We start from the raw sequence: 26,978 nt of genomic DNA on the forward strand, positions 1-26,978 counted from the left end.
CATTTCTAAGCTTTCAGAAGCAGTTATATGGTGGAGCCAAGCGGGATCGAACCGCTGACCTCCTGCGTGCAAGGCAGGCGCTCTCCCAGCTGAGCTATGGCCCCATAACAAAATTGGTGGGTCTGGGCAGATTCGAACTGCCGACCTCACCCTTATCAGGGGTGCGCTCTAACCAACTGAGCTACAGACCCAATTTCGAGCGCGCAACTGTTAGCTTGGAGCTATCAGCTTGGAGCTTAAAGCTGCTTCTATCGTCTTCTTCAATGAATCAAGCAATTCGTGTGGGAGCTCATGGAGCAGCTGATGTCGTCGATTAAGGAGGTGATCCAGCCGCAGGTTCCCCTACGGCTACCTTGTTACGACTTCACCCCAGTCATGAATCACACCGTGGTAACCGTCCTCCCGAAGGTTAGACTAGCTACTTCTGGTGCAACCCACTCCCATGGTGTGACGGGCGGTGTGTACAAGGCCCGGGAACGTATTCACCGTGACATTCTGATTCACGATTACTAGCGATTCCGACTTCACGCAGTCGAGTTGCAGACTGCGATCCGGACTACGATCGGTTTTATGGGATTAGCTCCACCTCGCGGCTTGGCAACCCTTTGTACCGACCATTGTAGCACGTGTGTAGCCCAGGCCGTAAGGGCCATGATGACTTGACGTCATCCCCACCTTCCTCCGGTTTGTCACCGGCAGTCTCCTTAGAGTGCCCACCATTACGTGCTGGTAACTAAGGACAAGGGTTGCGCTCGTTACGGGACTTAACCCAACATCTCACGACACGAGCTGACGACAGCCATGCAGCACCTGTCTCAATGTTCCCGAAGGCACCAATCCATCTCTGGAAAGTTCATTGGATGTCAAGGCCTGGTAAGGTTCTTCGCGTTGCTTCGAATTAAACCACATGCTCCACCGCTTGTGCGGGCCCCCGTCAATTCATTTGAGTTTTAACCTTGCGGCCGTACTCCCCAGGCGGTCAACTTAATGCGTTAGCTGCGCCACTAAAAGCTCAAGGCTCCCAACGGCTAGTTGACATCGTTTACGGCGTGGACTACCAGGGTATCTAATCCTGTTTGCTCCCCACGCTTTCGCACCTCAGTGTCAGTATCAGTCCAGGTGGTCGCCTTCGCCACTGGTGTTCCTTCCTATATCTACGCATTTCACCGCTACACAGGAAATTCCACCACCCTCTACCATACTCTAGCTCGACAGTTTTGAATGCAGTTCCCAGGTTGAGCCCGGGGATTTCACATCCAACTTAACGAACCACCTACGCGCGCTTTACGCCCAGTAATTCCGATTAACGCTTGCACCCTCTGTATTACCGCGGCTGCTGGCACAGAGTTAGCCGGTGCTTATTCTGTCGGTAACGTCAAAACAGCAAAGTATTAATTTACTGCCCTTCCTCCCAACTTAAAGTGCTTTACAATCCGAAGACCTTCTTCACACACGCGGCATGGCTGGATCAGGCTTTCGCCCATTGTCCAATATTCCCCACTGCTGCCTCCCGTAGGAGTCTGGACCGTGTCTCAGTTCCAGTGTGACTGATCATCCTCTCAGACCAGTTACGGATCGTCGCCTTGGTGAGCCATTACCTCACCAACTAGCTAATCCGACCTAGGCTCATCTGATAGCGCAAGGCCCGAAGGTCCCCTGCTTTCTCCCGTAGGACGTATGCGGTATTAGCGTTCCTTTCGAAACGTTGTCCCCCACTACCAGGCAGATTCCTAGGCATTACTCACCCGTCCGCCGCTGAATCCAGGAGCAAGCTCCTCTCATCCGCTCGACTTGCATGTGTTAGGCCTGCCGCCAGCGTTCAATCTGAGCCATGATCAAACTCTTCAGTTCAAACATCTTTGGGTTTTTAAGAAACCCTAAACTTGGCTCAGCAATCGTTGGTTACATCTTTGATTTCTCGCGGAGTAACTTGTGATGCTGATAATCTTGTTGACTATCAGTCTGACTCCACAAGCACCCACACGAATTGCTTGATTCAGTTGTTAAAGAGCGGTTGGTTAAGATCTTTCGTCTCAACCGAGGCGCGCATTCTACAGCAGCCTCATTTGCTGTCAAGTGATTATTTTCAGAAGCTTTCGAAGAATTCTTCAACAACTTCAACCACTTGCGCTTCAGATCTCTCGTCAGCGGGAGGCGAATTCTACAGCGTTACACGCTGCTGTCAACACCTCTTTTTCAACTTCTTTCTGCGCTTCGATGAACTGAAGCAACCTGCTATCGAAACCTACTTAACTCATTGAATCTCAAGGAGTTTTACGTTTCGACTGCGCCGGAAGTGGGGCGAATTATAGACATCCTGAATCTGCCGTCAACCGTTAATTTCATCTTTCTATCGATATCGGGAAAAAGGCTTCCTCTATATAGACGTAACCCTAGCGAATGCGCAGTATATTGCCCAACACCAACAATAATGCCCTGCTCTCACCTCGGACGATGCCACGCAAATGAATGACCAGCCACGATCTCTTGCCTCAATGCTGTTCCCGGTTGGCCTGCTATTAATAGCCATGGCATCGATCCAGTCCGGCGCCTCTCTGGCCAAAAGCATGTTCCCCATCGTTGGCGCTCAGGGAACCACTACGCTGCGTTTGATTTTCGCCAGCGTAATCATGCTGTTGATACTGCGCCCCTGGCGAGCAAAGCTGACCGCCAAATCCTTGCGCACTGTCATCGTCTACGGCATGGCGCTGGGCGGCATGAATTTCCTCTTCTATATGTCACTCCGCACTGTACCGCTAGGGATTGCCGTTGCCCTCGAATTTACCGGGCCACTGGCCGTCGCCATCTATGCATCACGTCGCGCTATCGACTTCCTCTGGATTGCTCTGGCTATCACCGGCCTCCTGCTGCTGATTCCAACGGGCGCGACCAGTGCTGGAATCGACTTGGTGGGCGCCGGATATGCGCTGGGTGCCGGTGTCTGCTGGGCGCTATACATCCTGTTCGGTCAAAAGGCCGGCGCCGATAACGGCGTCACCACTGCAGCGTTGGGGGTCATGATTGCGGCGTTGTTCGTCGCGCCGATCGGCATCGTGCATGCCGGTGCAGCCCTTTTGACCCCCTCGTTGATCCCGATTGCCATTGGTGTCGCCATTCTGTCCACCGCCCTGCCCTACACACTGGAAATGGTCGCCCTCACCCGCATGCCGGCGCGCACCTTTGGCACATTGATGAGTATCGAACCGGCCTTCGGCGCGTTATCAGGACTATTGTTTCTGCATGAATTCCTCACGCTGTCACAATGGATGGCGATCCTGTGCATTATTCTGGCGTCCGTCGGCGCAACCATGACTATGGGCAGTGCTGCGAAACCCGCCATCGCGGCTGATTGAAAGAGGATTTGACGAAGGTCTGGCAATTGGCGCGCATTTAGGCCATGTTTAGGCCTGTAACCCAATGCCAGACATGGATTTTTTCGGACAGGGACTTCAAAACGCTTAGAGCGCACGCGAACACAGGCAAACCCGAGCATCAGACTCGTGGCCGCTATAAGGACGGGAATGAAACGATTTTTGATACTGATCGCCATACTGGCAGTTGCGGGTTGTGCGGCGACTTCGGAAACGCAGGTAAAACGCGGAAAAAAAGGGCTGCACATCAACTGCTCAGGGCTATCGTCCTCCTGGGACAAGTGCTACGCCAGCGCCGCCAGTGCCTGCTTGCCGAAAGGCTACAAGGTCATCGCCAAATCCGGTGACGCCGTGGAAGAACCAGGTGATTATCCGTTCGGACTCAATCCAGCGGGTTACACCAGTCGCAGCATGATCGTCATCTGTAAATAGATCAGCGCTGCCCGGCGATCTGCCGGCCAATCTCTTCATGGCTGGACTTCAGCACTGCTTGCTGAACGTCCGGCGTGGCCAGCATGCGCGCCACTACCAACGCCCCGACACATTGCGACAACACTGACCACGCCAGACTGTCGCTCTCAAGTATCTGAGCCCAACGCTCCTGAAGCCGGCAGATCCACACCTCGGCCTGCTCGCGCACCTGAATATCTGATCGGGCGATCTCTGCGCCCAGTGCGGGTATTGCACAACCGGCCTCAGGTTGTTCTACGTGGGCCATGCTCAGATAATGCTTGAGACAGCGCTCCAGTCGTTCACGATCCTGCGCACCCTCGCCCCCCAATCGCTCAAGGCTTTGACCCAACTCTCGTTCGACGATGGCGGTGAACAACGCATCCTTTGACGAAAAATGGCTGTAGAACGCCGCACCACTCAGCCCGATAGCCTTCATCAAACCATCGACGCCTACCGTGGAAAAACCGCAGCGCTTTGCTGACAGCGCGCTGCTCTGCAGTAGTTTTTCCCGCGTTTCCAGCTTGTGACTGGCGGAGTAACGCATGTGTTTGCCCTCGAATCGACTGCCTTGACGTTGCCTGGATCCTAGCATAACGTTCGTTCACTTAACGATCGTTTAATAAAGGGACTCCCCCATGAATAACAAGAAGGTCGTATTGGTTGTCGGCGCTGGCGATGCCACCGGCGGCGCGATCGCCAAGCGTTTTGCCAAAGAAGGATTCATCGCCTGCGTCACCCGTCGCAGCGCCGACAAATTGCAGCCACTGGTGGATGCAATCAACGCTGAAGGCGGCGAAGCCCACGGTTTTGCCTGCGATGCGCGCAAGGAGGAAGATGTCATCGCGCTGATTGAAGACATCGAAACCCGCGTCGGCCCGATCGAAGCCTTTGTGTTCAATATCGGCGCCAACGTGCCGTGCAGCATTCTTGAAGAAACCGCGCGCAAGTATTTCAAGATCTGGGAGATGGCCTGCTTCTCAGGTTTCCTCAATGCCCGTGAAGTGGCCAAACGCATGGTCACTCGTCAACGCGGCACGATTCTCTTCACCGGTGCCACCGCCGGACTTCGCGGCGCTTCCGGATTCGCCGCATTCGCCGGCGCCAAGCACGGTATTCGCGCTCTGGCGCAAAGCATGGCGCGGGAACTGGGGCCAATGAACATCCACGTTGCCCATGTGGTGGTCGACGGCGCGATCGACACCGACTTCATTCGCAACAGTTTCCCCGAGAAGTACGCCACCAAAGATCAGGATGGCATCCTCAATCCCGAGCACATCGCCGAGAACTACTGGTATCTGCACAGTCAGCCACGGGATGCCTGGACGTTCGAGCTGGATCTGCGTCCCTGGAACGAACGCTGGTAACCCCTCCATAACAATAACGACAGAGACGCGAAAATGACGAAAACCGTGGAGTTCTATTTCGACCTTGGGAGCCCTGCCACCTACCTGGCCTACACCCAATTACCAAAGATCTGCGCCGCGACGAACAGTGAGCTGATCTACGTTCCAATGTTGCTCGGTGGTGTATTCAAGGCGACCGGCAACGCATCACCGGCAATGATTCCGGCGAAGGGTCGGTATATGTTTGAGGATCTGGATCGCTACGCGAAACGCTACGGGGTGCCGCTGAAATTCAATCCGCATTTCCCGATCAACACATTGATGTTGATGCGCGCGGTTACCGGCATCCAGTTGCGTCAGCCAGAACGCTTCCAGGCGTTTATCGATTGTCTGTTTACGGCGCTATGGGTTGAAGGATGCAGCCTGGACGAGCCCGCCACCGTCGCCGCCGTGCTGAGCGAACACGGCTTCGATCCGCAGGAAGTATTAGCGCTGAGCAATGACGAATCCATCAAAGCAAAGCTCAAGGACAACACCGAAACCGCAGTTAAACGCGGCGTATTCGGGGCACCCAGCATGTTCATCGGCAATCAACTGTTCTTCGGCCAGGATCGGCTCGACTTCGTTGAGGAGTCCTTGCGCCAAGGCTAAGATCATTCAGGCGCTGATAACAGCGCCTGAATTGCCGGATCAGATGGCGGCAGTGCGGGTGTTCAGCCAGTCCAGTGCAGCACCTTCAAGCAAAGGACTCAAGCGCTCACGCACTTGCGCGTGGTAGTCGTTGAACCACTGTTTCTCTTCCTCCGACAGCAGCGCCGGCAGCAGGCAACGCGTGTCAATCGGGCACAGCGTCAAGGTTTCAAACTTGAGGAAGTCACCGAACTCGCTGCTCCCCGCCTCGCGGTTCATCGCCAGGTTTTCGATCCGCACGCCCCAACGACCCGGACGGTAGGTGCCTGGCTCGATCGAAGTAATCATCCCCGGTTGCATCGCCGTTTGCGGCGCAGGCGCGGCCTGGTAGGCAATGACCTGTGGCCCCTCGTGAACGTTGAGGAAGTAGCCAACACCGTGACCGGTGCCATGACCGTAATCCACGCTGTCAGCCCAGATCGGCGCACGGGCAATTGCGTCCAGCAGCGGCGAGAGAATGCCTTTCGGGAACTGCGCTCGCGACAGGGCAATCACGCCCTTCAACACCCGCGTGCAATCGCGTTTCTGCTCCTCGGTCGGTGTACCGACCGGCACCATCCGCGTGATATCCGTGGTGCCGCCCAGGTATTGGCCGCCCGAGTCGATCAGCAGCAAGCCATCACCTTCGATCACCGCATGCTCTTCTTCGGTGGCGTGGTAATGCGGCATGGCGCCGTTGGCGTTGAACGCGGCGATGGTATTGAAACTCAGCGAGACATAATCCGGACGCCGCTCGCGAGCAGCCGTGAGCTTCTCGTCGATGGTCAGTTCGGTAATGCGCTCGCGGCCCCAGGCCGATTCCAGCCAGGCAAAAAACTCGCACAGCGCCGCGCCGTCCTGCTCCATCGCTTTGCGGATGTGCTGAGCGTCGGCTTCGCTTTTCTGCGATTTGGCCAGCGTGGTCGGGTTCAAGCCTTCGACCAGTTTCACACCGCTGTCGAGGTTATCCAGCAAACCACTGGTCACCCGCGCCGGATCCACCAGCAGGCTCGCGCCATTTGGCACGGCACGCAGGGCATCAGCGACTTCGCTGTAATCACGCAGCGTCACGCCGTCCTCCTCCAGCACAGCGCGCAATTGAGCATCCACCTTGCTCAGCGCCACAAACAGCGTGGCTTGCTGTTGATCGATCAACGCAAACGAAACAAACACCGGGTTGAACGACACATCGCCGCCGCGCAGATTGAACAGCCAGGCAATGTCATCGAGGGTGGCGATGAAATGCCAGTCGGCACCGCGCTCTTTCAGGGTTTCGCGCAGTTTGGCGAGTTTCTCGCCACGGCTGACCGTCGCTTGCGGTGGCAGATGCTGATAGATCGGTGCATTCGGCAGGCTCGGGCGATCGCTCCAGACTTCCTGGAGCAGGTCGATGTCGGTCCGCAGACGTGCACCGCGTGCTTCCAGTTTGCTGCTCAGGGTACGCGCCGATGCCACGGCCATCACCGCACCGTCAACCGCGACCACACCACCTTCCGGTGTCTGCTCGGCCAGCCAGTCCAGCGGGCTCGGCTGACCCGGCTGCAGTTTGACCAGTTCGATGCCGCTGCCCTTGAGTTCCTTGCTCGCTTGTTCCCAATAACGGCTGTCGGCCCAGACGCCAGCAAAATCAGCGGTAACGATCAACGTCCCGACCGAACCATGGAAGCCCGACAACCACTGCCGGCCCTGCCAGTAACCCGGCAGATATTCCGACAAGTGCGGGTCGGCGGACGGCACCAACAGTGCGTGAATGCCTTCGCGGCGCATCAGTTCGCGGGTGTGCGCCAGGCGCTGGGGCACCGATCCTTCGGTCGAGGTCTGGGTACTCATCATGTCTCCTGCTAATCACTTCATCGTTATTGTTCGTAGCCGTGAGGTCGGCTCGTTTAAAGCCCTGTCGCCCAGAATGCCGGAGCACTGGCGCAGGCGGTCTTGATCAGTTGAACAGCCTTGTCGATATCTTCGGCGGTGGTGAAGCGGCCGAGACTCAAGCGAATGGTGCGACCTGCCAGATGCGCGTCATGTCCCAGCGCCAACAGCACGTGGGATGGCGTGTTACTCGCCGAGTTGCAGGCTGAGGTCGCAGAAAATGCAATCGAATGACTCAGCGCCGCGCTGTTGAATTCGCCCTCACTGAAGGTCAGGCTCAAGGTGTGCGGGATGCGTTGAGTGGCGCAGCCATTGAGGCGTACGCCCGGCAGGCTGAGCAGTTGTTCGAGCAAGCGTTCGCGCAACGCGACGATAGTTTTTTTCTCATCATCGAACGTCTCGGCGGCCAGCGCGAACGCTGCGCCCATGCCGGCAATCTGGTGCGTCGCCAACGTCCCGGAGCGCAATCCACCTTCGTGTCCGCCGCCGTGAATCTGCGCCTGTAACCGCTGCTGCGCCCGTGGGCCGACATACAACGCGCCAATGCCTTTGGGGCCGTAGAGTTTGTGTGCGGAGAAGGACATCAGATCCACCGGCCATTGCCCCAGATCGATTGCCACTTTGCCGGCGCCCTGTGCCGCATCCACATGGAACAACGCCTCACGACTGCGCACAACGGCGCCAATCGCTTGAACATCGTTGACGGTGCCCAACTCGTTGTTGACCAGCATCAGTGACACCAGAAAGGTGTCGTCGCGCATGGCTTCGCTGACGGCTTGCGGGGTGATCAGGCCATCGGCGTCCGGCACCAGATAGGTCACGGCAATGCCGGCGTCCTGCAATTGGCGGGCGGTATCGAGGATGGCTTTGTGTTCAATCTGGCTAGTGATGATGTGGCCGCCGGAAACCCCGCGCGCCTGGGCTACGCCTTTGAGGGCGAGGTTATTGGACTCGGTGGCACCGGAGGTCCAGACAATCTGCCGGGCTTGCGCGCCCACCAGTTCGGCGACCTGCCCGCGGGCCTGCTCGACCGTGTGCCGGGCCTGCTGGCCAAACGCATGGGAGCTGGACGCCGGGTTGCCAAAGTTACCGTGAAACCCCAGACACTCGATCATCACCTGGATGACCCGCTCGTCAACCGGGGTGGTGGCGGCGTAATCGAAATACAACGGACGTGTGTTCATAAAAGACTCGCAGAGCGTGTTCCGGGATCAGGAGGCTCGTGTCTGCAAACGGCACGGCGCAGCCTTGTGAGCTGCGCGTCGGTTCGAGAGCGTCATCAATACCTGATCGGATGCCGTTAAAGAAGAACAACTTCATTCAAAGTGCGTAGGAACGCTCCTGAAGTCGAGCTTAACAGGCATCCGGCCTGCGGTTGAAGCGATGCGTCAGCTAAAGCTTTCGAGAAGTAACGGGTACAGCGAAATCACCAACAGCGCCGCCATGCCCCAGTTGAACACGCGCAACCAGCGCGGATCCTTCAGCACATTGCGCAACAACGTCCCGCAGGCGGCCCAGACGCCAACGCTCGGCAGGTTGATGATGGCGAACACCGCAGCAATCACCACGACATTGGTGAAATAGCCCTGCATCGGCGTGTACGTGCTGATGGCGCCGATGGCCATGATCCAGGCTTTGGGATTGACCCATTGAAACGCGGCGGCGCCGAGATAGCTGATCGGCTTGGCCTCGCCTTCGGCGCTGTCGCCGACAGGTCCCGAGTGAGCGATTTTCCACGCCAGATACAGCAGATACGCCGCGCCGACATAGCGCAGAACCGTATAGAGAATTGGGTAGGTCTGAAATACCGCGCCCAGGCCAAAACCCACGGCCACGACCAGAACGAAGAAGCCGCAAGTAATTCCGAGCATGTGCGGGATGGTGCGGTTGAAGCCGAAATTCACTCCCGATGCCAGCAACATGGTGTTGTTCGGCCCCGGCGTAATCGAGGTGACAAGGGCAAACAGGGCAAAGCCCAACAGCAGGTCAAGCGAGAGGTTCATGGCAGGCATTCCATCAGGGTCATTCAGGTGTTGACCCTATCCCACGCCGCCCGGCAAGCCCACGGACAGTTGGGTAAAACTTCCAGCAGTACAGTTTGTTTTCAGCTTGGGCGTCCGTGCAGCTGTACGGCACGTTCGGCGCTCATTTCAGCTTTCTTGTCGAACTGAGTCTGACCGAGCAATTGCGCTTTTTTTGCGTGGTATTCGTCGAAGGACAAGCCGCTTCGGTTCAGTGCTTCCATCGCCAATTCGCGGGATTCTTCATCGGTGTAAGGACGCAGTTCCGGTGAAACGTGTCCGGCACAACCGGCGAGTACGGAGACAGCGAGCAACAGGGAAACAGTCAGTAAACGATTCATGGGAGCGTCCTGGCGAACAATGGGGAGTCGATGGACAAAGGCTACCCCCGGGCACGCTTGCGCAGAAATCAACGCTCTCAATAGTGGCTATCAGGAAATCGACACGCGTCGGCGTATATCTCCTAACGATCTATAAATATCGATTAACGTTCTTTTACGGAATAACAAACAGCCTTTATAACTTCATCCATGCACTGACCACTGTTGCTCCAGCAACTGTTGCTCAGCCAACACCGATTCAACAAAGCGCCTCGTTACTCACAGGGGCGACCGCCACGCTAACACTCAACGCCTTGTAATACGGGGCTTGCAGGAATTGGTACAGCGCTTGCTCAGACCCGGTGACTTACTCACTGCTCACTGAGCAACTGTTGAAAAAGGAACTGATCATGTCGCGTCCCCTGAAAGTCGTCGCCCTCTCCGGCGGCACCTGGCGTCCGTCCCGCACTCTGGTGCTGACCCAGGCCCTGCTCGCCGAACTGGCCGGGCACCTGACCATCGAAAGCCATTTGATCGAACTCGGTGATATCGCTCGCCCGCTCGGCGGCGCGCTGTCGCGTCAGGAACTCAGTGCCGAGGTTGAAGCCGAACTGCAGGCCATCGAACAAGCCGATCTGCTGATCGTTGCCGCGCCGGTTTATCGCGGTTCCTACCCAGGCCTGCTCAAGCATTTGTTCGACCTGATCGACCTCAACGCACTGATCGACACTCCGGTGCTGTTGGCCGCCACTGGCGGCAGCGAACGCCATGCGCTGGTGCTCGATCACCAACTGCGGCCGCTGTTCAGCTTCTTCCAGGCCATGACCTTGCCGATCGGCGTGTACGCCACTGAAGCCGACTTCGCCGATTACCAGATCACCAGCGAACTGTTGAAGGCGCGCATCCGTCTGGCCGCCGAACGCGCCGCGCCGCTGTTCGCCACGCAAATCAAACCCTTGCTGAAGATCGCTTAAGGAGCCGCTCATGGATGTTTTCTGGTTCCTGCCGACCCACGGCGACGGCCATTATCTGGGCACCACCCAAGGCGCACGCCCGGTCACGCTCAACTATTTGAAACAAGTCGCCCAAGCGGCTGACAGCCTCGGCTACCACGGCGTACTGATTCCCACCGGGCGCTCCTGCGAAGACTCTTGGGTCATCGCCTCGGCACTAGTGCCGTTGACCGAGCGTCTGCGTTATCTGGTGGCGATCCGTCCGGGGATCATTTCGCCGACGGTGTCGGCGCGCATGGCCGCAACCCTTGATCGACTGTCCAACGGGCGCTTGTTGATCAACGTGGTGACTGGCGGCGATCCGGATGAAAACCGTGGCGACGGCAGTTTCCTCAGCCACGCCGAGCGCTATGAAGTGACCGATGAATTCCTGAAGATCTGGCGTCGCGTATTGCAGGGCGAGGCAGTGGATTTCGACGGCAAGCATCTGAAGGTGCAGAACGCCAAAGCGCTGTATCCGCCGGTGCAAAAACCTTATCCGCCACTGTACTTTGGTGGCTCATCCGACGCAGCGCATGATCTGGCCGCCGAACAGGTCGATGTCTATCTGACCTGGGGCGAACCACCGGCCGCCGTCGCGGAAAAACTCGCCGATGTGCGCGAACGCGCGGCGCGGCATGGCCGCAAGGTCAAGTTCGGCATTCGCCTGCATGTGATCGTGCGCGAGACCGCCGAAGAAGCCTGGAAAGCCGCGGACAAACTGATCGAACACATCAGCGACGAGACCATTGAAGCGGCGCAGAAATCCTTCTCGCGGTTCGACTCCGAAGGCCAGCGGCGTATGGCAGCCTTGCACGATGGCCGTCGCGACAACCTCGAAATTGCCCCCAACCTGTGGGCCGGTGTCGGTCTGGTGCGTGGCGGTGCCGGTACGGCGCTGGTCGGCGATCCGCAGCAAGTCGCGGCGCGGATCAAGGAATACGCGGATCTGGGCATCGAAAGCTTCATCTTCTCCGGCTATCCGCATCTCGAAGAGGCTTACCGCTTTGCCGAGTTGGTGTTCCCGCTGCTGCCCGAGCCTTACGCGAGTCTGGCCGGGCGTGGCGTGACCAATCTGACCGGGCCGTTTGGCGAAATGATTGCCAATGATGTGCTGCCCACCAAAGCCACTGCCTGAACCAAATCCTTTGTGGGAGCAAGCCTGCTCCGGGCAGCGCTCCGACGTATGCGGTGGGTCAGCCAACGATGATGTCGATTGTGCCGACCTCATCGCGAGCAGGCTCACTCCTACAGGGAATGCGTCGATTTCGAGGAACACCGTGTGACAGCCAAACCGCAAAGTACTTTGTTATCCCCGTTGCAAACCGCCCGCGATCTGGCCGCCGAGTTTGCCCTGACCGCCGTCGAACGTGACGAACGTGGCGGCACGCCGAAAGTCGAGCGCGATGCCCTGCGCGACAGCGGCCTGCTGGCTTTGAGTATTCCGACCCGCTACGGCGGACTTGGCGCGAGCTGGAGTGAAACCCTGCAAGTCGTCCGCGAGTTCGCCAAGGTCGACAGCTCGATCGCTCACGTTTTCGGCTTTCATCATTTGATGCTCGCCACCGTGCGCCTGTTCTCGCGACCGGAACAATGGCAGCCGTGGTTCGAACAGACCGCGCGGCAGAACTGGTTCTGGGGCAACGCGCTCAACCCGCTCGACACCCGCACCGTGGTCAAGAATCTCGGTGGCTGGCGCGAGTTTTCCGGGAAGAAAAGCTTCTGTTCCGGCGCCAGCGATTCACAGATGCTGATCGCCTCGGCGGTCGATGAAAGCGCCGGCGGCAAGTTGCTGATCGCGGCAATTCCCAGCGGACGCAGTGGCATCACCCTGCACAACGACTGGAACAACATCGGCCAGCGTCAGACCGACAGCGGCAGCGCCACGTTTGAACGGGTGCGCGTCGAAGAATCGGAATTGCTCCTCGATCCCGGCCCGTTGAGCACGCCGTTCGCCTGCTTGCGACCATTGATCGCGCAACTGACGTTCACGCATATGTTTCTCGGGATTGCCGAAGGCGCTTTCGAAGAGGCGCGGCAGTACACCCTCAGTGAAACCCGGCTCTGGCACAAATCCTCGGCGTGCGACGTGCGTGAAGATCCGTACGTGCTCGCGCATTACGGCGAGTTCTGGGTGGCGCTGGAAGGCATTCGCCTGTTGGTCGAACGCGCGGCGGCATTGCTCGATGAGGCCTGGGCTAAAGGTGCGAATCTCAGCGCCGAAGAGCGCGGCCATGTCGCCACCGCGATTGCCACCGCCAAAGTCGCCGCCAGCCGTCAGGGCCTGGAAATTTGCAGCCGTTTGTTCGAAGTGACCGGCGCGCGTTCGACCCACGCCTCCCTGCGCCTCGACCGCCACTGGCGCAACCTGCGCACGCAAACTTTGCACGACCCGCTGGATTACAAACTCCATGAGTTGGGCGACTGGGCGCTGAATCAGTCGCTGCCGGTGCCGACCTTCTATTCCTGACCTGCCTGCATTTGAACTAAAAAGAAGGACGAGCCCATGCAACTGCTGACCCTACCGCCCTCCCCCGCGCTCGCCACGTCGATCCGCGCCACCGCGCAGGTGTTCGAAGACCCGAAGTCCCAGGCCCTGCTCGCGCATTTGCAACAGGTCGCGCCGAGTGAAGCGAGCGTGCTGATCATCGGCGAGACCGGCACCGGCAAAGAGCTGGTGGCGCGGCATATTCATAACCTCAGCAACCGTCGCCACCGGCCATTTATCGCAGTCAATTGCGGGGCGTTTTCCGAATCGTTGGTGGAAGCGGAATTGTTCGGCCATGAAAAAGGCGCGTTCACCGGCGCGCTGAGCGCCAAGGCCGGATGGTTCGAGGAAGCGGACGGCGGCACGTTGTTTCTCGATGAAATCGGCGACCTGCCGATGGCGATTCAGGTGAAATTGCTGCGGGTTTTGCAGGAACGTGAAGTAGTGCGGCTTGGCTCGCGCAAAAGCATACCCATCGACGTACGGGTACTGGCGGCAACCAACGTGCAGCTGGAAAAAGCCATCAATGCCGGCAACTTCCGTGAGGATCTGTATTACCGCCTCAACGTGGTCAATCTGGAATTGAGTCCGTTGCGCGAGCGTCCCGGCGATATCCTCCCGCTCACTCGTCACTTCATCGAAGCGTACAGTCAGCGCCTCGGCTATGGACGCGTGAGTATCAGTCCCGGCGCCGAGCACAAGCTGCGCGCTTACGGTTGGCCGGGCAATATTCGTGAGCTGGAAAACGTCATCCATCACACTCTGTTGATCTGCCGCAACGGCGTGATCGAACGCGACGATCTGCGCCTGTCGAACCTGCGCATCGAACGCCCCGACGATCATGCCGGCGCCGACGATTCACCGGAGGCGTTGCTGGAACAGGCCTTTCAAAAACTGTTTGCGCAACAAGCCGGCGCTTTGCACGAGAAAGTCGAAGACGCTTTGCTGCGCGCGGCGTATCGCTTTTGCCATTACAACCAGGTGCACACCGCGGCATTGCTCGGTCTGAGTCGCAACGTCACCCGCACACGACTGATCAAGATCGGCGAACTGGCAGTGAACAAGCGGCGACTCACGGAAAACCTGCAAGGCGAGCGGCTGATCCAGTTATCGATCTAGCCGACCAGGTTGCAGTGCAACGCATCGTCGTGACTGCGGGCGATGCTGCTTAGCACCTGGAACGAATTGAAGGTCACGGTTTTCGCCTGATGGGTGTGGATCAGTTGCCAGAAATCCTGTTCGCCACTCTCGAAACTGCGAAATGCCGCCTCCCCCGCCTCGCGGGACTGCCATTGCAGAAAACTCAACACGCGCCGGCCGTCATCGCTGGCCTGCACGCTGGCGCTGACAAAACCGTCGTAGCGCTGAGCCAGGCGCTCGGTCTGCCTCGACAACGCGGTCACCAACGCAGGTTGTTGGCGTGGTTCGATTTCAAATTCGATCAATTGGGTAAAACTGCGGTTGTTCATGGAAAGCCCCCACTCATCGTAAGACGAGCCTTGCGACTCGAAGGCCTGCAGGGTAAAACCTCTAGTTAAGTCAAGGTCAAGGGCATTTTTGCAATGATCACCAAGGAAACCGTGCACAAGCAACTCACCGTCGGTGAAGTCGCCGCACGCAGTGGCGTGGCCGTTACTGCTCTGCACTTTTATGAATCCAAAGGCCTGATCAAGAGCCAGCGCAACGCCGGCAACCAGCGGCGCTATCCGCGCGAAGTGCTGCGCCGGGTGGCCTTGATCAAGGTTGCTCAGCGGTTGGGGATTCCACTGGCGGAAATTGGCGAGGCGCTGAAAATTCTCCCGGACGATCGCGCACCGACGGCAGCAGACTGGAAAATCCTCTCGGAGCAATGGCGACAGGAACTGGACGAACGGATCGAGCAGTTGACGCTACTGCGCGACCGGCTCAATGGCTGCATTGGTTGCGGGTGTTTGTCGATGGAGGCTTGCCCGCTGCGCAATCAGGGCGATGTGCTGGGGGAACAGGGACCGGGGCCGCACTTTCCCGAAGACTGACGCTCGTCGGGCAAAAATCTGCACGGCGAGGACAGCTCTATAGTGAATCTTCCACAAATCCGGTGGAGCCACATCTCATAGAACAAAAAGTCAGGGAGAACGTCATGAGCGTAAAACCCATTCCCGAGGGGTATCACAGCATTACCCCGTATCTCGGCATCCACAAAGCCGCCGAAGCCATCGATTTCTATAAAAAAGCCTTCGGCGCCACCGAAGTCATGCGCCTGGCCATGCCTGACGGCGGCATCGGTCACGCCGAGCTGCGCATTGGCGACAGCGCGATCATGCTCGGTTCGCCGTGCGATCAAGGGCCGTTGAGCAATCCTGATAAAGCCGTATCAGTTGGATTGCATCTGTATGTGACCGATGTCGACAAGTCATTTCAACGAGCACTGGATGCCGGGGCGACCTCGGTGTCCGAGGTCAAGGATCAGTTTTACGGTGATCGCAGCGGGACGTTGAAGGATCCGTATGGGCATCTGTGGTTTCTGGCCACGCGCAAGGAGGATCTGACTGAAGAGCAGATCAAGCAGCGGGCGATGGAGATGTTTCAGCAGGGTTGAGCATTTCAGTGTCTGGACTGGCCTCTTCGCGAGCAAGCCCGCTCCCACAGGGTCTTGTGGTTGGACATGGATCGTGACCACACCGAAGATCACTGTGGGAGCGGGCTTGCCCGCGATAGGGCCGGAACTGCCAACACCCATCACACTTCATGAACCTGCTCACCACGCTTTGCCCCTTGCCGCGAACGCCGGACAATTTCAGGATGCATCCAACAAGAACCCTGAAAAAGGATCAGCCCGATGTTTGCCGGATTCCTCAAAGACCAGCGTCACGTCAACGGCGTCGACATCGCCTACCGCCTCGGCGGCAGCGGGCCGGGCCTGTTGCTGTTGCACGGCCACCCGCAGACCCACGTGATCTGGCACAAGATTGCCGAACAACTGGCCGAACACTTCACCGTGGTCGCCGCCGACCTGCGCGGTTATGGCGACAGTAGCCGGCCGGCCGCCGATGAGCTGCACGCCAATTACTCCAAACGCGAAATGGCCCGCGACAATGTCGAACTGATGCAGTCGCTGGGCTTCGCGCAGTTTTCGATCCTCGCCCACGACCGTGGCGCACGAGTCGCCCATCGCCTCGCGCTCGACCACCCCGCCGCCGTGCAGCGCATGATGCTGCTGGACATCGCGCCGACCCTGTCGATGTATGCGCAGACCAACGAAGCCTTCGCGCGCGCCTACTGGCACTGGTTCTTCCTGATCCGCCCGGCGCCTCTGCCGGAAACCTTGCTCGAAGCCGATCCCGAAAGTTATCTGCGCAGCGTGATGGGCAGCCGCAGCGCCGGACTCAAGCCGTTTACCGATGAAGCCTTCGGCGAATACCTGCGCTGCCTGCGCCAACCCGGCAGCGCCCGTGCCATCTGCGAAGACTATCGCGCCAGCGCCGGCATCGATCTTGACCACGACCGCGCCGACATCGCCGCCGGGCACCACCTGAATCTGCCACTGCGCGTGTTGTGGGGCGCCGAAGGCACGGTCGGGCGCTGCTTTGATCCGCTCAAGGAATGGCAGCAAGTGGCGGCCAACGTCAGCGGTCAGGCATTGCCCGCCGGCCATTACATTGCCGAAGAAGTCCCCGAACTGTTGCTCGCCGAAGCCCTGGCCTTTCTGCGCTGAACGGAACCACTGGACCTCGGTGCTATGCTGGCGGCTTCTGCCGCCAGTGTTCGTGTTGACATGTCCCAGAAGAAAGACACCGTGCCTCTGCCCGAAGACCTGCGCGTACTGCTCACCGTGATCCGCAAGAACGGCTTTGCCGCCGCTGCGGATGAACTGGGCCTGTCACCGGCCTACGTCAGCAAACGCATCCAGATTCTTGAAACCACCCTCGGTACTCGCCTGTTGCACCGCACCAGCCGCCGCGTCTCGCTGACCGAGGACGGCGAACGCGTGCAGCGCTGGGCATTGCGCATTCTCGATGACTTCCAGCAACTGCACGATGAACTCTGCGACGCCCACGACAGCCCGCGCGGGCGTTTGCACCTCTGCAGCAGTTTCGGTTTCGGGCGCAATCACGTCGCGCCGGCGGTGTCGTTACTGGCCGAACGTTATCCAGAACTGGAGATTCGCCTCGACCTGTTTGACCGGGTGGTGGACATCATCAACGAAGGTTTCGACCTGGAGATCCGCGTCGGCGATGACATTCCCGGCCAGCACATCGGCCGGCGTCTGGTCAGCAATCGGCGCGTGCTGTGCGCGGCGCCCAGCTATCTGCAACGTCGTGGCACGCCGCAAACGCTGGACGACCTGCAACAGCACGATTGCCTGGTGATCAAGGAGCGCGACAACGCCTTCGGTATCTGGAATCTGGATCGCGATGGCGGCCAAGAGAACGTGCGGGTCAGCGGGCCGTTGTCGTCCAACAACGGCGAGATTGTTTTGCAATGGGCGCTGGACGGGCGTGGGGTTTTGTTGCGGTCGTTGTGGGATGTGAAGCCGCTACTGGAGCAAGGAAGATTGGTGCAGGTGCTGGACAATTACAGCCAGAGCGCCAATGTCTGGGCGGTGTACCCGACACGGCTGGCGCATTCGGGGAAGTTGCGCGCGTGTGTGGAGTTTTTGCAGGCGCATTTCAAAGGATTGTCTGTTTAGAAGATCAAAAGATCGCAGCCTGCGGCAGCTCCTACAGGGCAATGTGTTCCATGTAGGAGCTGCCGCAGGCTGCGATCTTTTTTGTCAGGAGAGCCAAGGGTTGTTGGCCAGGTGTTGGCGTTCGAAGGCCTTGATCTGTTCGCGACGTTGCAAGGTACTGCCGATGGCGTCCAGGCCGAGCAGCAACGAGGTTTTGCGCAGGGTGTCGATCTGGAAATCGATCACGCTGCCATCCGCCAAACCAATCTGCTGCGCCTCCAGATCAACACTGATCCGTGCCGTTTCAGGCTCACCGACCAGCCGTCCGATGCGCTGCACCTGCGCCTCTTCCAGCGTTATCAACAACACACCATTACGCTGGCAGTTGTCGTAAAAGATCCCGGCGAAACGGCTGCCGATCAACGCGCGGATACCCATCTGCTGCAAACCCCAAACCGCATGTTCGCGACTGGAACCGCAGCCAAAATTCGGCCCGACCACCAGAAAATTCGCCCCCTGCCACGCCGGTTGGTTCAACACAAAGTCGGGGTCGGGCTGGCCATCGCGCAGAAACCGCAGATCGAAAAACACGCCGCGATCGAGTCCCTGGCGATCAATGCCCTTGAGAAACTGCTTGGGCATGATTACGTCAGTGTCGACATTGGCCGCCAATAACGGCGCGGCCTGACCGCTGACTTGAGTGAAAGGTTGCAGGCTCATGGGCGTTCTCCAAAGTGGCGGATATCGGTGAGTCGACCACTGATGGCCGCCGCGGCGACCATTGCCGGGCTCATCAAATGGGTGCGGGCGCCGGCGCCTTGCCGGCCTTCGAAGTTGCGGTTGGTGCTGGATGCGCAGCGGTCGCCGGGCGCGAGCACGTCGTCGTTCATCGCCAGGCACATCGAGCAGCCGGACTGCCGCCATTCGAAACCGGCGTCGATAAAGATCTGCGCCAACCCTTCGGCTTCGGCCTGCGCGCGCACTTCGCTGGAACCGGGAACGATCATCGCCCGTACATGTTCGGCGACTTGCTGACCGCGCACGACGCTGGCGGCATCGCGCAGGTCTTCGATCCGCGCGTTAGTGCACGAGCCGATAAAGGCGTGGCTGATGACGATATCGCTGAGCGCCATGCCCGCTTCGAGCCCCATGTAATTGAGGGCACGACGCATGTCCTGACGCAGGATCGGGTCGCTGATCGCTTGCGGATCCGGCACCCGCGCCCCAATTGCGGCGGCCTGATCGGGGCTGGTACCCCACGTGACCATCGGTTCCAGCACGCTGGCATCCAGATGAATCTCGCGGTCAAACACCGCGCCCGGATCACTGCGCAGTTCGCGCCACTTCTTCACGCCCCGCTCCCAAAGCTCACCTTGCGGCGCGCGTGGCTTGCCCTTGAGATAGGCGAAGACCTTTTCATCCGGCGCCATGAATGCGCCGCGCGCGCCGGCTTCGACGGCCATGTTGCAGATGGTCATGCGCGCTTCAACGCTCAAGGCATCGATGGTGGAGCCGCAGAATTCAATGGCGTAACCGCTGGCGCCGGAAGCGCCGATGTGGCCGATCAGGGCCATGATCACGTCTTTCGAGGTCAGGCCCGGCGCCAGGTCGCCATCGACGGTTACACGCATGCTTTTCAGACATTTGTAGACCAGCGTCTGCGAGGCCAGCAAATGCTCGATCTCGGACGTGCCGATGCCGAACCCGAAGGCGCCGAGCGCGCCATAGGTGGTGGTATGGCTGTCGCCAGCAGCGATGACCATGCCCGGCAGAATGAACCCCTGCTCCGGCGCGATCACATGTTCGATGCCCTGACGTTTATCGAGAATGTCCAGCAATTCGATGCCGAAGTCCCGGCAGTTCTCCGCCAGATACGAGACTTGCCGGGCGCCCCCCGCATCGGGCATTGCAGCGACGCGCACTGGCGTGGTCGGGTTGACGTGATCAACCACCGCCAGCGCCGTGCCCGGCCGCCAGACCTCGCGCCCGGCCGCGCGCAAACCGCTGAAGGCCTGCGGGCTGGTGTATTCGTTGATCACCTGGCGATCAATGTACAACAGGACATGGCCCTGATCGTCGAGGCGGCACACCGTGTGCGAATCGATGTGTTTGTCGTAGAGGGTTCTGGCGGTCATCAAGGCGCTCACTCAGGCAATCAGGGTGATTTCCATCATAGGCAGCGCGCAGCCACCATCAATTGCCTGACAGTGATGGCGTGGATCATGAATCGTGTTTGATCCCATGCACGCAGCAAAACCCTGTGTGCGAGCTTGCTCGCGAAAGCGCTGGATCAGGCAACGAATGAAGTGACTGACCTGGCGCCTTCGCGAGCAAGCTCGCTCCCACAAGGGGATTTGTGGTGATCGGGGAATTGGGAAACATTTGCTTTCATATCACCTTTCGGGATTTACCTCGCTCATCCGTCCTATAGAGATGCAGGCCGTTCGCGTAGGCAAAAGCCACGTCCGGTCTTCCGGGGACGCCCGTGCTGCGAAGCCCGTAGCTACGCGCCCTTTCACCGCTATCAAGACGCGCAATCATGTCGAAGAAATCCCGCTCCAAACTGTGGTTCCTCGTTCATAGCTGGCTGGCATTACCGATCTGGTTCTTTGTCCTGATCGTCTGTGTCACCGGCACCCTGGCGGTGGTCAGTCAGGAGATCGTCTGGCTGGCCAACCCGCAGATGCGCGCCAGCCAGCCAGCGGACGATGCGCCACGACTCGGTTATGAGGAAATCATAACGGCCATCAAAACCGCAGAACCGCTGGCACTGGTACAACGCATCAGCCGCCCGGACGAATCCCATTTCGCTCTTGATGTCACGCTCAGCTATCCGGACGGGCGATCGTTGGTGACCTACGTCAACCCGTATACGGGTGTTATTCAGGGTACGGCACCGCAATTCAATTTCCAGGCATTCACCCGCGCCCTGCATGGCTGGTGGCTGGTGCCTTTCACCAACGGTTATAGCTGGGGCTGGTATCTGGTATCGGCCCTGAGCTTTCCGCTGCTGGCATCGCTGATTACCGGGCTGGTGGTCTATAAACGGTTCTGGAAAGGCTTTTTCAGCCCCACGCTGCGTTTTCGTCACGGTGCGCGGATTTTCTGGGGTGACTTCCATCGCCTGAGCGGTATCTGGTCGATCTGGTTCATCGCGGTGATCTCCATCACCAGCACCTGGTTTCTGATTGAAGCGGTGCTGTCCGATAACCACATTTCCATTTCCAGCGAAACGATCATTCCAGCCATGGCCCGTGACAGCGTGCCATTGACCGCCGATGGTCTGCCACCCGCCCGGATCAACCTGGACCGCGCCATCGAAATCGCCCAGCAAAAAATCCCCGGGCTGGAAGCCAGTGACATCAACATGCCGTTCAATGCCTACAGCCACCTCGATATCCGCGGTCGCGGCTGGTATCCCCTGATGTTCCAGAGTGCAACACTCAATCCCTACAGCGGCGATGTGGCGTCTTCTCGAGTGCTGTCCGACCGCTCCTCGCTGGAATTTGTCACCGAATCCATGCGCCCGCTGCACACCGGTGATTTTGGTGGACTGTGGATCAAGCTGATCTGGTTCTTCTTCGGATTGATCCTGAGCATGATGGTGCTCAGCGGTTTGTTGATCTGGACCAAACGCACCGCCCTGGCCACCGCCAACGCGCTCAAGCGCGAGAACAAGAAGCAACGCGCCAATGCGCAACCACTCGTCAACCGTGAACCGTCGGAGGCCAGCCTGTGAGCAAGATCACCACCGCCCCTCAGCCTTCACGACTGAGCCTGTTCTGGCACAAATGGCGCTTTCACATCAACGTTCTGTTGCTGCTGATCCCGCTGGGGTTCATGCCCAAATACTTCGCCGACGCAGCGCTGTTTCGCGGCGACGCCGGCCTGGGCGAGCGTGAAATCGGTGAAATACAGGTCGGCCCGTGGAGCCTGCGCCTGGCCGAACTGCGCAATGAAGCGCCACGCTCCGACGGTCCCGCCGGTTACCTGAAAGCCTTCAGCGCCGCGCTGTGCACCGCCTGCGTCGAACCGGTCAAGGCAACTTACCTGCGTATCGGCAAACCGCGCAGCCTGCGCGCCGCCGGGGTGATTTTCTTCGGTACGCCTTACCGCATGGGCACGCAACTGCCGGTCCCGGTAAAAACCCCGGCCGACGCCGAACTGTGGATCACCATGGAAGGCTGGGACGGCAGCATGCATCAGGCCTCGATTCCCCTGAGCCAAGCCTCCCCCGCCACCATCGCCTGGCTGAACAAACAAGGAGCCAAACCATGACCCGCTCTCACCGCCCTTTGCGCCTGCACCTGAGTGCTGCGCTGCTGGTGCTGAGCGCCGGCTTCAGCGCCGGCGCCCTCGCCCACAACCCGATGTGCGAATGCAAAGCCATCGATGCCGAGCAGATAAAATGCACCGGTGGCTTTTCCGACGGCAGCGGTGCGCCGGGGGTGACCCTCGATGTGATCGGCTACGACGAAACCATTCTGGTGCCGGGCAAGCTTGGCAGCGACTCGACCCTGACGTTCAAGAAGCCTGGCGCCGAGTTCTATGTGCTGTTCGACGCAGGCCCAGGCCACGTTGTCGAAATCGACCAAGCGGATATCGAATCCCCATGAGCACGCCCACCACACAAATCGTGCGCCCGGCCGGTGCCGGCCATGAAACCCTCAATGTCCTGCTGTTGTGCCTGTTGATCCTCGCGGTCGCTGGTTCTGTCGTCGCGTGGCGTGGGGTTTCCCATGAACCGGAGCCCGTCGCCAGTCACCAGTTCGACGCGCGCCGCGACCTCAGCGCTGCCGAGCAAGGCATCTACGCCGACCTGCGGGTGACCTTCGACGAAATCCGCTTGCTGCGCGAAGAACAGCAAGCCCTGCCGACACCGCAGAATCTGGCCGACGAAGGCTTCGCGCCGTTTGCCCAGGACGCGAGTTCGGTCAGCCGTGGTGGTCATGCCTGGCAGCTACTGGCGAACACGGCCTATTTCGGCCTTAGCCAAAGCCCGGCCATCGCCGGCTCGTTCGTCATGCTGTTGAGCAACGATGACAAGGCCGCTGTGGACATCTGGCTCAACCGCGATGCCAGCCTGCAAGCGCCCACCGAATTGACCGAAGCCGCCCTGTCCGCCGCCGGCTGGAAACAGATCGTCGCGCAATACGATGCCGGGGTTACCCGCGAACATCGCCATTGATTCCTCGCCCTCATCCGAGAGAAGACCGCTTGCCCATGTCTATTTCATCACCGCGCCGTCCATTGTTACGTTGGTTTCTGGTCGGCCTCTGTGCCTGCCTGCTGAGTCCGCTGGCCAGCGCCGATCAGGCCAAGCGCCTGCGCATCGGCATTACCTTGCACCCCTATTACAGCTATGTGGCGAACATCGTCGGCGACAAGGCCGAGGTGGTGCCGCTGATTCCTGCCGGTTTCAACCCGCACGCCTACGAGCCGCGCGCCGAGGACATCAAACGTATCAGCGGGCTGGATGTGATCGTGCTCAACGGTGTCGGCCATGACGACTTCGCCGACCGCATGATCGCCGCCAGCGAAACGCCGAACATCAAGACCATCGAAGCCAACGAAAACGTACCGCTGCTGGCCGCCACCGGGGTCGCCGCACGCGGCGCCGGCAAAGTGGTCAATCCGCACACATTCCTGTCGATCAGCGCCTCCATCGCCCAGGTCAACAACATTGCCCGCGAACTGGGCAAGCTCGATCCGGACAACGCCAAGACCTATACACAGAACGCCCGCGCCTACGGCAAACGCCTGCGGCAGATGCGCGCCGATGCTCTGGCCAAACTGACTCAAGCGCCGAACGCCGAACTGCGCGTGGCCACGGTACACGCGGCTTACGACTATCTGTTGCGTGAGTTCGGCCTGGAAGTGACCGCTGTGGTCGAACCGGCGCACGGCATTGAGCCGAGCCCGAGTCAGTTGAAAAAAACCATCGATCAACTGCGCGAACTCGATGTGAAAGTGATCTTTTCGGAGATGGATTTCCCCTCCACCTACGTCGAAACGATTCAGCGTGAGTCCGGCGTGAAGCTGTACCCGCTGTCGCACATTTCCTACGGTGAATACACCGCCGACAAGTACGAAAAGGAAATGACCGGCAACCTCAACACCGTAGTGCGGGCGATTCAGGAGTCAGGCGCATGACTTCCAGAGAAACGATCTCGACCGAACTCCAGTCCCCTGTGGGAGCGAGCCTGCTCGCGAAGGCGCCGGATCAGCCAACATCTTTATCGAATGACACACCGCATTCGCGAGCAGGCTCGCTCCCACAAGGATTGGGACCGACGCTGGATTTTGCGTCGGTTTGTCTGACGCTGGGCCGCACGACGATTCTCGACAACGTCACCTTCCAGGTGCAGCCCGGCAGCGTGCACGCTCTGGTCGGCCCAAACGGTGGCGGCAAGAGTTCGCTGATCAAGACCCTGCTCGGACAGATGCCACATCAGGGGCAGCTCAGTCTGCAATGGCCCGGCGAGCCCGGCATCATCGGTTATGTGCCGCAAGCGCTGGAATTCGATCGCGGTCTGCCGATGACCGTCGACGATTTCATGGCCGCCATGTGTCAACGCCGTCCCGCATTTCTCGGATTGAGCAAACGTTACGCGGGCGCCATCGGCGAAGCACTGGAGCGCGTCGGCATGCAGGACAAACGCAAGCGGCGCATGGGCGCGTTGTCCGGCGGTGAGCGGCAGCGCGTTCTGCTCGCACAAGGTTTGATTCCGGCGCCGCAACTGCTGGTGCTGGATGAGCCGATGTCGGCCCTTGATGAAGCCGGAATTCAGGTGTTCGAACGCCTGCTCGGCGACTGGCGCGCGGCGGGCATCACGGTGCTGTGGATCGAGCACGATCTGGAAGCGGTCGGGCGTCTGGCCAGTCGCGTTACCGGCCTCAACCGCCGTGTGCTGTTCGACGCCACGCCACAACAGGCGCTGACCCCGGAACGCCTGCTGACCCTGTTCTCGACCCATCCACGGAGCGCTGCCTGATGAGTTACGAAGCCTTTCGTTTGATGGTGCAGGGCTGGGCCTCGTCCGGCTATCTGCCAGAAGCGCTGGCCTACGGTTTTGTGGTCAATGCGCTACTTGCCGGGCTGCTGATCGGCCCGGTACTCGGCGGCCTCGGTACGCTGGTGGTGGTCAAGCGCTTCGCATTTTTTTCCGAAGCGGTGGGCCACGCAGCACTCACCGGCGTAGCCATCGGCATCCTGCTCGGCGAACCTTACACCGGCCCCTATGGCAGCCTGTTCGGTTACTGCCTGCTGTTCGGCATTCTGCTCAATTATTTGCGCAACCGCACCGGTCTGGCACCGGACACCTTGATTGGCGTGTTTCTGTCGGTATCGCTGGCACTGGGCGCGAGTCTGCTGCTGATTCTGGCGGGCAAGATCAATGTGCACATTCTCGAGAACGTGTTGTTCGGCTCAGTGCTGACGGTCAATGGCAACGATCTGGCGGTGCTGGCCATTGTCGGTTCGCTGGTCATGGCTCTCGCCTTGCCGCTGTACAACCGCATCATGCTCGCCAGCTTCAACCCGCAGCTGGCGGCGGTGCGCGGGGTGGCGGTGAAGACCCTGGATTATCTGTTCGTGATTCTGGTGACGCTGATCACCGTGGCGGCGGTAAAAGTCATTGGCGCGATTCTGGTCGGCGCACTGCTGGTGATTCCTGCAGCGGCGGCGCGTTTGCTCAGCCAGTCGCTCAAGGGCTTCTTCTGGTGCTCGGTACTGATCGCCACGGTCAGCACGCTGTGCGGGATTCTGGCGCCCATCGTGTTCGATCTGCCGATTCCGTCCGGCGCCGCGATCATTCTGGTCGCCGGTATCGCTTTCGCCCTCTCCGCCATCGCGCGCGGGGTTGTCCCGAGCCTGAAAGGGAATCTTGGATAAATGACTTTTTCACTGCGCAAACTGACCCTGGCCATGACCCTGTGCGGCGTGATCTGCACGCCGTTGATGGCTGCCGAAAACACCAGACCGCTGCGGGTGCTGGCCTCCTTGCCCATCACCTTTGGCTTGGCTGAAGCGCTGCTCAAAGGCACCGACGTCAATCTTGAACGGGCGGCGCCGGCGAACCTGCCGGGCAGTCGTCAGAGCGCCTACTTCACGGGACGTGGCGCTCCGGCATTGAGCAAACTGGCCACCGCTGCCGATGCCGTGATTGGCGTGCGCTCGCTGTGGCCGGATGATCAGCTGTACCCGATTGCCCGCCGCAGCAATATCCGCATCGTTGAAGTCGATGCAGCGCGCCCGGTCGACGGCGCCCTGCCCGGCATTGCCGTGCAACCGGGCCTGAAGGTCGATGGTTTGAACAGTCAGCCATGGCTGGCCAGCAACAACATGGGACGCATGGCGGATGTGCTGGCGGCGGACCTGGTCCGCCTGGCACCGAGTGCCAAGGCTGCGATCGAGGCGAATCTGGCGACGTTGAAGCAACGCTTGCTGAAGCTCAGCGCCGACAGCGAAGCGCGTCTGGCCAGCGCTGACAATCTGAGTGTGATGAGTCTGAGCGATCATTTTGGCTACCTGATCGGCAGCCTCAATCTGGAGCTGATCGGCGAGGATCCACGGCCGGATGCGGAGTGGACGGCTGAGGATCTGAAAAAACTCACGGCAACGTTGAAGGACAATGAGGTGGCGGTGGTACTGCATCATCGGCAGCCGTCAGAGGCGGTGAAAGCGGCAATTGCCGAGTCGGGGAGTCGTCTGGTGGTGTTGAGTACGGATGCGGCGGATCCGGTGTCGGAGCTGGAAGGCAATGTGGATTTGCTGCTGAAGGGTTTGAGCGGGGCTTAGTTTC

General features: G+C 59.4%; 28 protein-coding genes, 2 tRNA genes and 1 rRNA gene. 20 read left to right on the plus strand and 11 right to left on the minus strand.

Features of this window, described 5'->3' with window-relative positions:
* Positions 1-28: 28 nt before the first annotated feature.
* The 3 genes from U6037_RS19880 to U6037_RS19890 all read right to left on the minus strand — a co-directional run bounded on the left by U6037_RS19880 (position 29) and on the right by U6037_RS19890 (position 1,851).
* A tRNA-Ala gene (locus U6037_RS19880) sits at positions 29-104 on the minus strand.
* A 10-nt stretch (positions 105-114) separates the two neighbouring features.
* Positions 115-191 (minus strand) — tRNA-Ile (locus U6037_RS19885).
* Between the two features lie 123 nt (positions 192-314).
* A 16S ribosomal RNA gene (locus U6037_RS19890) occupies positions 315-1,851 on the minus strand.
* Positions 1,852-2,465: 614 nt separating this feature from the next.
* Here U6037_RS19890 and rhtA point away from each other — a divergent pair.
* Both rhtA and U6037_RS19900 read left to right on the plus strand, forming a co-directional pair.
* Positions 2,466-3,353: a threonine/homoserine exporter RhtA gene (gene rhtA / locus U6037_RS19895; protein ID WP_242205539.1), complete on the plus strand. Its 888-nt coding sequence runs from the start codon at positions 2,466-2,468 to the stop codon at positions 3,351-3,353.
* Positions 3,354-3,521: 168 nt separating this feature from the next.
* Positions 3,522-3,803, plus strand: coding sequence for a hypothetical protein (locus U6037_RS19900; RefSeq protein WP_322844259.1), 282 nt, complete (start codon positions 3,522-3,524; stop codon positions 3,801-3,803).
* A gap of 1 nt (position 3,804) precedes the next feature.
* Here U6037_RS19900 and U6037_RS19905 read toward each other — a convergent pair whose 3' ends face one another.
* Entirely contained in the window at positions 3,805-4,368 is a 564-nt protein-coding gene (locus U6037_RS19905) for a TetR/AcrR family transcriptional regulator (RefSeq protein WP_322844260.1), read from the minus strand.
* A 91-nt stretch (positions 4,369-4,459) separates the two neighbouring features.
* Here U6037_RS19905 and U6037_RS19910 point away from each other — a divergent pair, with 91 nt between their 5' ends.
* Both U6037_RS19910 and U6037_RS19915 read left to right on the plus strand, forming a co-directional pair.
* Entirely contained in the window at positions 4,460-5,188 is a 729-nt protein-coding gene (locus tag U6037_RS19910; protein WP_322844261.1) for an SDR family oxidoreductase, read from the plus strand.
* A 33-nt stretch (positions 5,189-5,221) separates the two neighbouring features.
* Positions 5,222-5,818, plus strand: coding sequence for a 2-hydroxychromene-2-carboxylate isomerase (locus U6037_RS19915; protein ID WP_322844262.1), 597 nt, complete (start codon positions 5,222-5,224; stop codon positions 5,816-5,818).
* A gap of 39 nt (positions 5,819-5,857) precedes the next feature.
* On the opposite strand, the gene U6037_RS19920 is transcribed toward U6037_RS19915, so the two are convergent.
* From U6037_RS19920 to U6037_RS19935, 4 genes are all read right to left on the minus strand, one after another.
* Positions 5,858-7,666, minus strand: coding sequence for an aminopeptidase P family protein (locus U6037_RS19920; protein ID WP_322844263.1), 1,809 nt, complete (start codon positions 7,664-7,666; stop codon positions 5,858-5,860).
* Between the two features lie 56 nt (positions 7,667-7,722).
* Entirely contained in the window at positions 7,723-8,889 is a 1,167-nt protein-coding gene (locus tag U6037_RS19925; RefSeq protein WP_322844264.1) for an aminotransferase class V-fold PLP-dependent enzyme, read from the minus strand.
* A 204-nt stretch (positions 8,890-9,093) separates the two neighbouring features.
* Positions 9,094-9,708 (minus strand): LysE family translocator, encoded by a 615-nt coding sequence (locus U6037_RS19930; protein ID WP_034155169.1) that lies wholly within the window; start codon positions 9,706-9,708, stop codon positions 9,094-9,096.
* A 101-nt stretch (positions 9,709-9,809) separates the two neighbouring features.
* Complete coding sequence (locus U6037_RS19935) at positions 9,810-10,067, minus strand: hypothetical protein (RefSeq protein WP_007917547.1); 258 nt, start codon at positions 10,065-10,067, stop codon at positions 9,810-9,812.
* 389 nt (positions 10,068-10,456) lie between these two features.
* Here U6037_RS19935 and msuE point away from each other — a divergent pair, with 389 nt between their 5' ends.
* The 4 genes from msuE to U6037_RS19955 all read left to right on the plus strand — a co-directional run bounded on the left by msuE (position 10,457) and on the right by U6037_RS19955 (position 14,645).
* Positions 10,457-11,020, plus strand: coding sequence for an FMN reductase (gene msuE, locus U6037_RS19940; protein WP_016985421.1), 564 nt, complete (start codon positions 10,457-10,459; stop codon positions 11,018-11,020).
* A gap of 10 nt (positions 11,021-11,030) precedes the next feature.
* Positions 11,031-12,176, plus strand: a complete 1,146-nt coding sequence (ssuD, locus tag U6037_RS19945) for an FMNH2-dependent alkanesulfonate monooxygenase (protein WP_095113068.1) — start codon at positions 11,031-11,033, stop codon at positions 12,174-12,176.
* A gap of 144 nt (positions 12,177-12,320) precedes the next feature.
* Positions 12,321-13,508 (plus strand): acyl-CoA dehydrogenase family protein, encoded by a 1,188-nt coding sequence (locus tag U6037_RS19950; protein WP_322844265.1) that lies wholly within the window; start codon positions 12,321-12,323, stop codon positions 13,506-13,508.
* Positions 13,509-13,544: 36 nt separating this feature from the next.
* A complete protein-coding gene (locus tag U6037_RS19955; RefSeq protein ID WP_322844266.1) occupies positions 13,545-14,645 on the plus strand; it encodes a sigma-54 dependent transcriptional regulator in 1,101 nt (366 codons plus the stop codon).
* Here the strand turns inward: U6037_RS19955 and U6037_RS19960 are convergent.
* Positions 14,642-14,995 (minus strand): antibiotic biosynthesis monooxygenase, encoded by a 354-nt coding sequence (locus U6037_RS19960; RefSeq protein ID WP_322844267.1) that lies wholly within the window; start codon positions 14,993-14,995, stop codon positions 14,642-14,644. The two genes, U6037_RS19955 and U6037_RS19960, sit on opposite strands and share 4 nt — an antisense overlap.
* A 93-nt stretch (positions 14,996-15,088) precedes the next feature.
* On the opposite strand from U6037_RS19960, the gene soxR reads away from it, so the two are divergent.
* From soxR to U6037_RS19980, 4 genes are all read left to right on the plus strand, one after another.
* A complete protein-coding gene (gene soxR / locus U6037_RS19965; protein WP_322844268.1) occupies positions 15,089-15,541 on the plus strand; it encodes a redox-sensitive transcriptional activator SoxR in 453 nt (150 codons plus the stop codon).
* Between the two features lie 104 nt (positions 15,542-15,645).
* Complete coding sequence (locus U6037_RS19970) at positions 15,646-16,104, plus strand: VOC family protein (protein WP_322844269.1); 459 nt, start codon at positions 15,646-15,648, stop codon at positions 16,102-16,104.
* 240 nt (positions 16,105-16,344) lie between these two features.
* A complete protein-coding gene (locus U6037_RS19975) occupies positions 16,345-17,220 on the plus strand; it encodes an alpha/beta fold hydrolase (protein WP_322844270.1) in 876 nt (291 codons plus the stop codon).
* Positions 17,221-17,244: 24 nt separating this feature from the next.
* Positions 17,245-18,195, plus strand: coding sequence for a LysR substrate-binding domain-containing protein (locus U6037_RS19980; protein ID WP_322844271.1), 951 nt, complete (start codon positions 17,245-17,247; stop codon positions 18,193-18,195).
* Positions 18,196-18,279: 84 nt separating this feature from the next.
* Here the strand turns inward: U6037_RS19980 and leuD are convergent, their stop codons facing one another.
* Both leuD and leuC read right to left on the minus strand, forming a co-directional pair.
* The gene (gene leuD / locus U6037_RS19985) at positions 18,280-18,894 is read right to left on the minus strand and encodes a 3-isopropylmalate dehydratase small subunit (RefSeq protein WP_322844272.1); all 615 of its coding nucleotides are present in this window, start codon (positions 18,892-18,894) and stop codon (positions 18,280-18,282) included.
* Positions 18,891-20,309, minus strand: coding sequence for a 3-isopropylmalate dehydratase large subunit (gene leuC / locus U6037_RS19990; RefSeq protein ID WP_322844273.1), 1,419 nt, complete (start codon positions 20,307-20,309; stop codon positions 18,891-18,893). The genes leuD and leuC overlap by 4 nt, the downstream gene beginning before the upstream one ends.
* Positions 20,310-20,713: 404 nt before the next feature.
* Here leuC and U6037_RS19995 point away from each other — a divergent pair, with 404 nt between their 5' ends.
* Genes U6037_RS19995 through U6037_RS20030 form a run of 8 tightly spaced genes read left to right on the plus strand, consistent with a single transcriptional unit; the run spans position 20,714 to position 26,974 of the window.
* The gene (locus U6037_RS19995) at positions 20,714-21,913 is read left to right on the plus strand and encodes a PepSY domain-containing protein (protein ID WP_322844274.1); all 1,200 of its coding nucleotides are present in this window, start codon (positions 20,714-20,716) and stop codon (positions 21,911-21,913) included.
* A complete protein-coding gene (locus U6037_RS20000; RefSeq protein WP_242205571.1) occupies positions 21,910-22,452 on the plus strand; it encodes a thiamine pyrophosphate-binding protein in 543 nt (180 codons plus the stop codon). Before U6037_RS19995 ends, U6037_RS20000 begins: the two co-directional genes overlap by 4 nt.
* Positions 22,449-22,790, plus strand: a complete 342-nt coding sequence (locus tag U6037_RS20005; protein WP_175553652.1) for a hypothetical protein — start codon at positions 22,449-22,451, stop codon at positions 22,788-22,790. The genes U6037_RS20000 and U6037_RS20005 overlap by 4 nt, the downstream gene beginning before the upstream one ends.
* Positions 22,787-23,362: a DUF6162 family protein gene (locus U6037_RS20010; protein WP_322844275.1), complete on the plus strand. Its 576-nt coding sequence runs from the start codon at positions 22,787-22,789 to the stop codon at positions 23,360-23,362. The genes U6037_RS20005 and U6037_RS20010 overlap by 4 nt, the downstream gene beginning before the upstream one ends.
* A 35-nt stretch (positions 23,363-23,397) precedes the next feature.
* Positions 23,398-24,327, plus strand: coding sequence for a metal ABC transporter substrate-binding protein (locus tag U6037_RS20015; protein WP_322844276.1), 930 nt, complete (start codon positions 23,398-23,400; stop codon positions 24,325-24,327).
* Positions 24,324-25,169, plus strand: a complete 846-nt coding sequence (locus U6037_RS20020; protein WP_322844277.1) for a metal ABC transporter ATP-binding protein — start codon at positions 24,324-24,326, stop codon at positions 25,167-25,169. The genes U6037_RS20015 and U6037_RS20020 overlap by 4 nt, the downstream gene beginning before the upstream one ends.
* Entirely contained in the window at positions 25,169-26,068 is a 900-nt protein-coding gene (locus U6037_RS20025) for a metal ABC transporter permease (protein ID WP_027925783.1), read from the plus strand. The genes U6037_RS20020 and U6037_RS20025 overlap by 1 nt, the downstream gene beginning before the upstream one ends.
* Complete coding sequence (locus tag U6037_RS20030; protein ID WP_322844278.1) at positions 26,069-26,974, plus strand: metal ABC transporter substrate-binding protein; 906 nt, start codon at positions 26,069-26,071, stop codon at positions 26,972-26,974. It begins immediately after the preceding gene.
* Positions 26,975-26,978: the final 4 nt, after the last annotated feature.

Source organism: Pseudomonas sp. B33.4 (genome assembly GCF_034555375.1).
Classification (GTDB): domain Bacteria; phylum Pseudomonadota; class Gammaproteobacteria; order Pseudomonadales; family Pseudomonadaceae; genus Aquipseudomonas.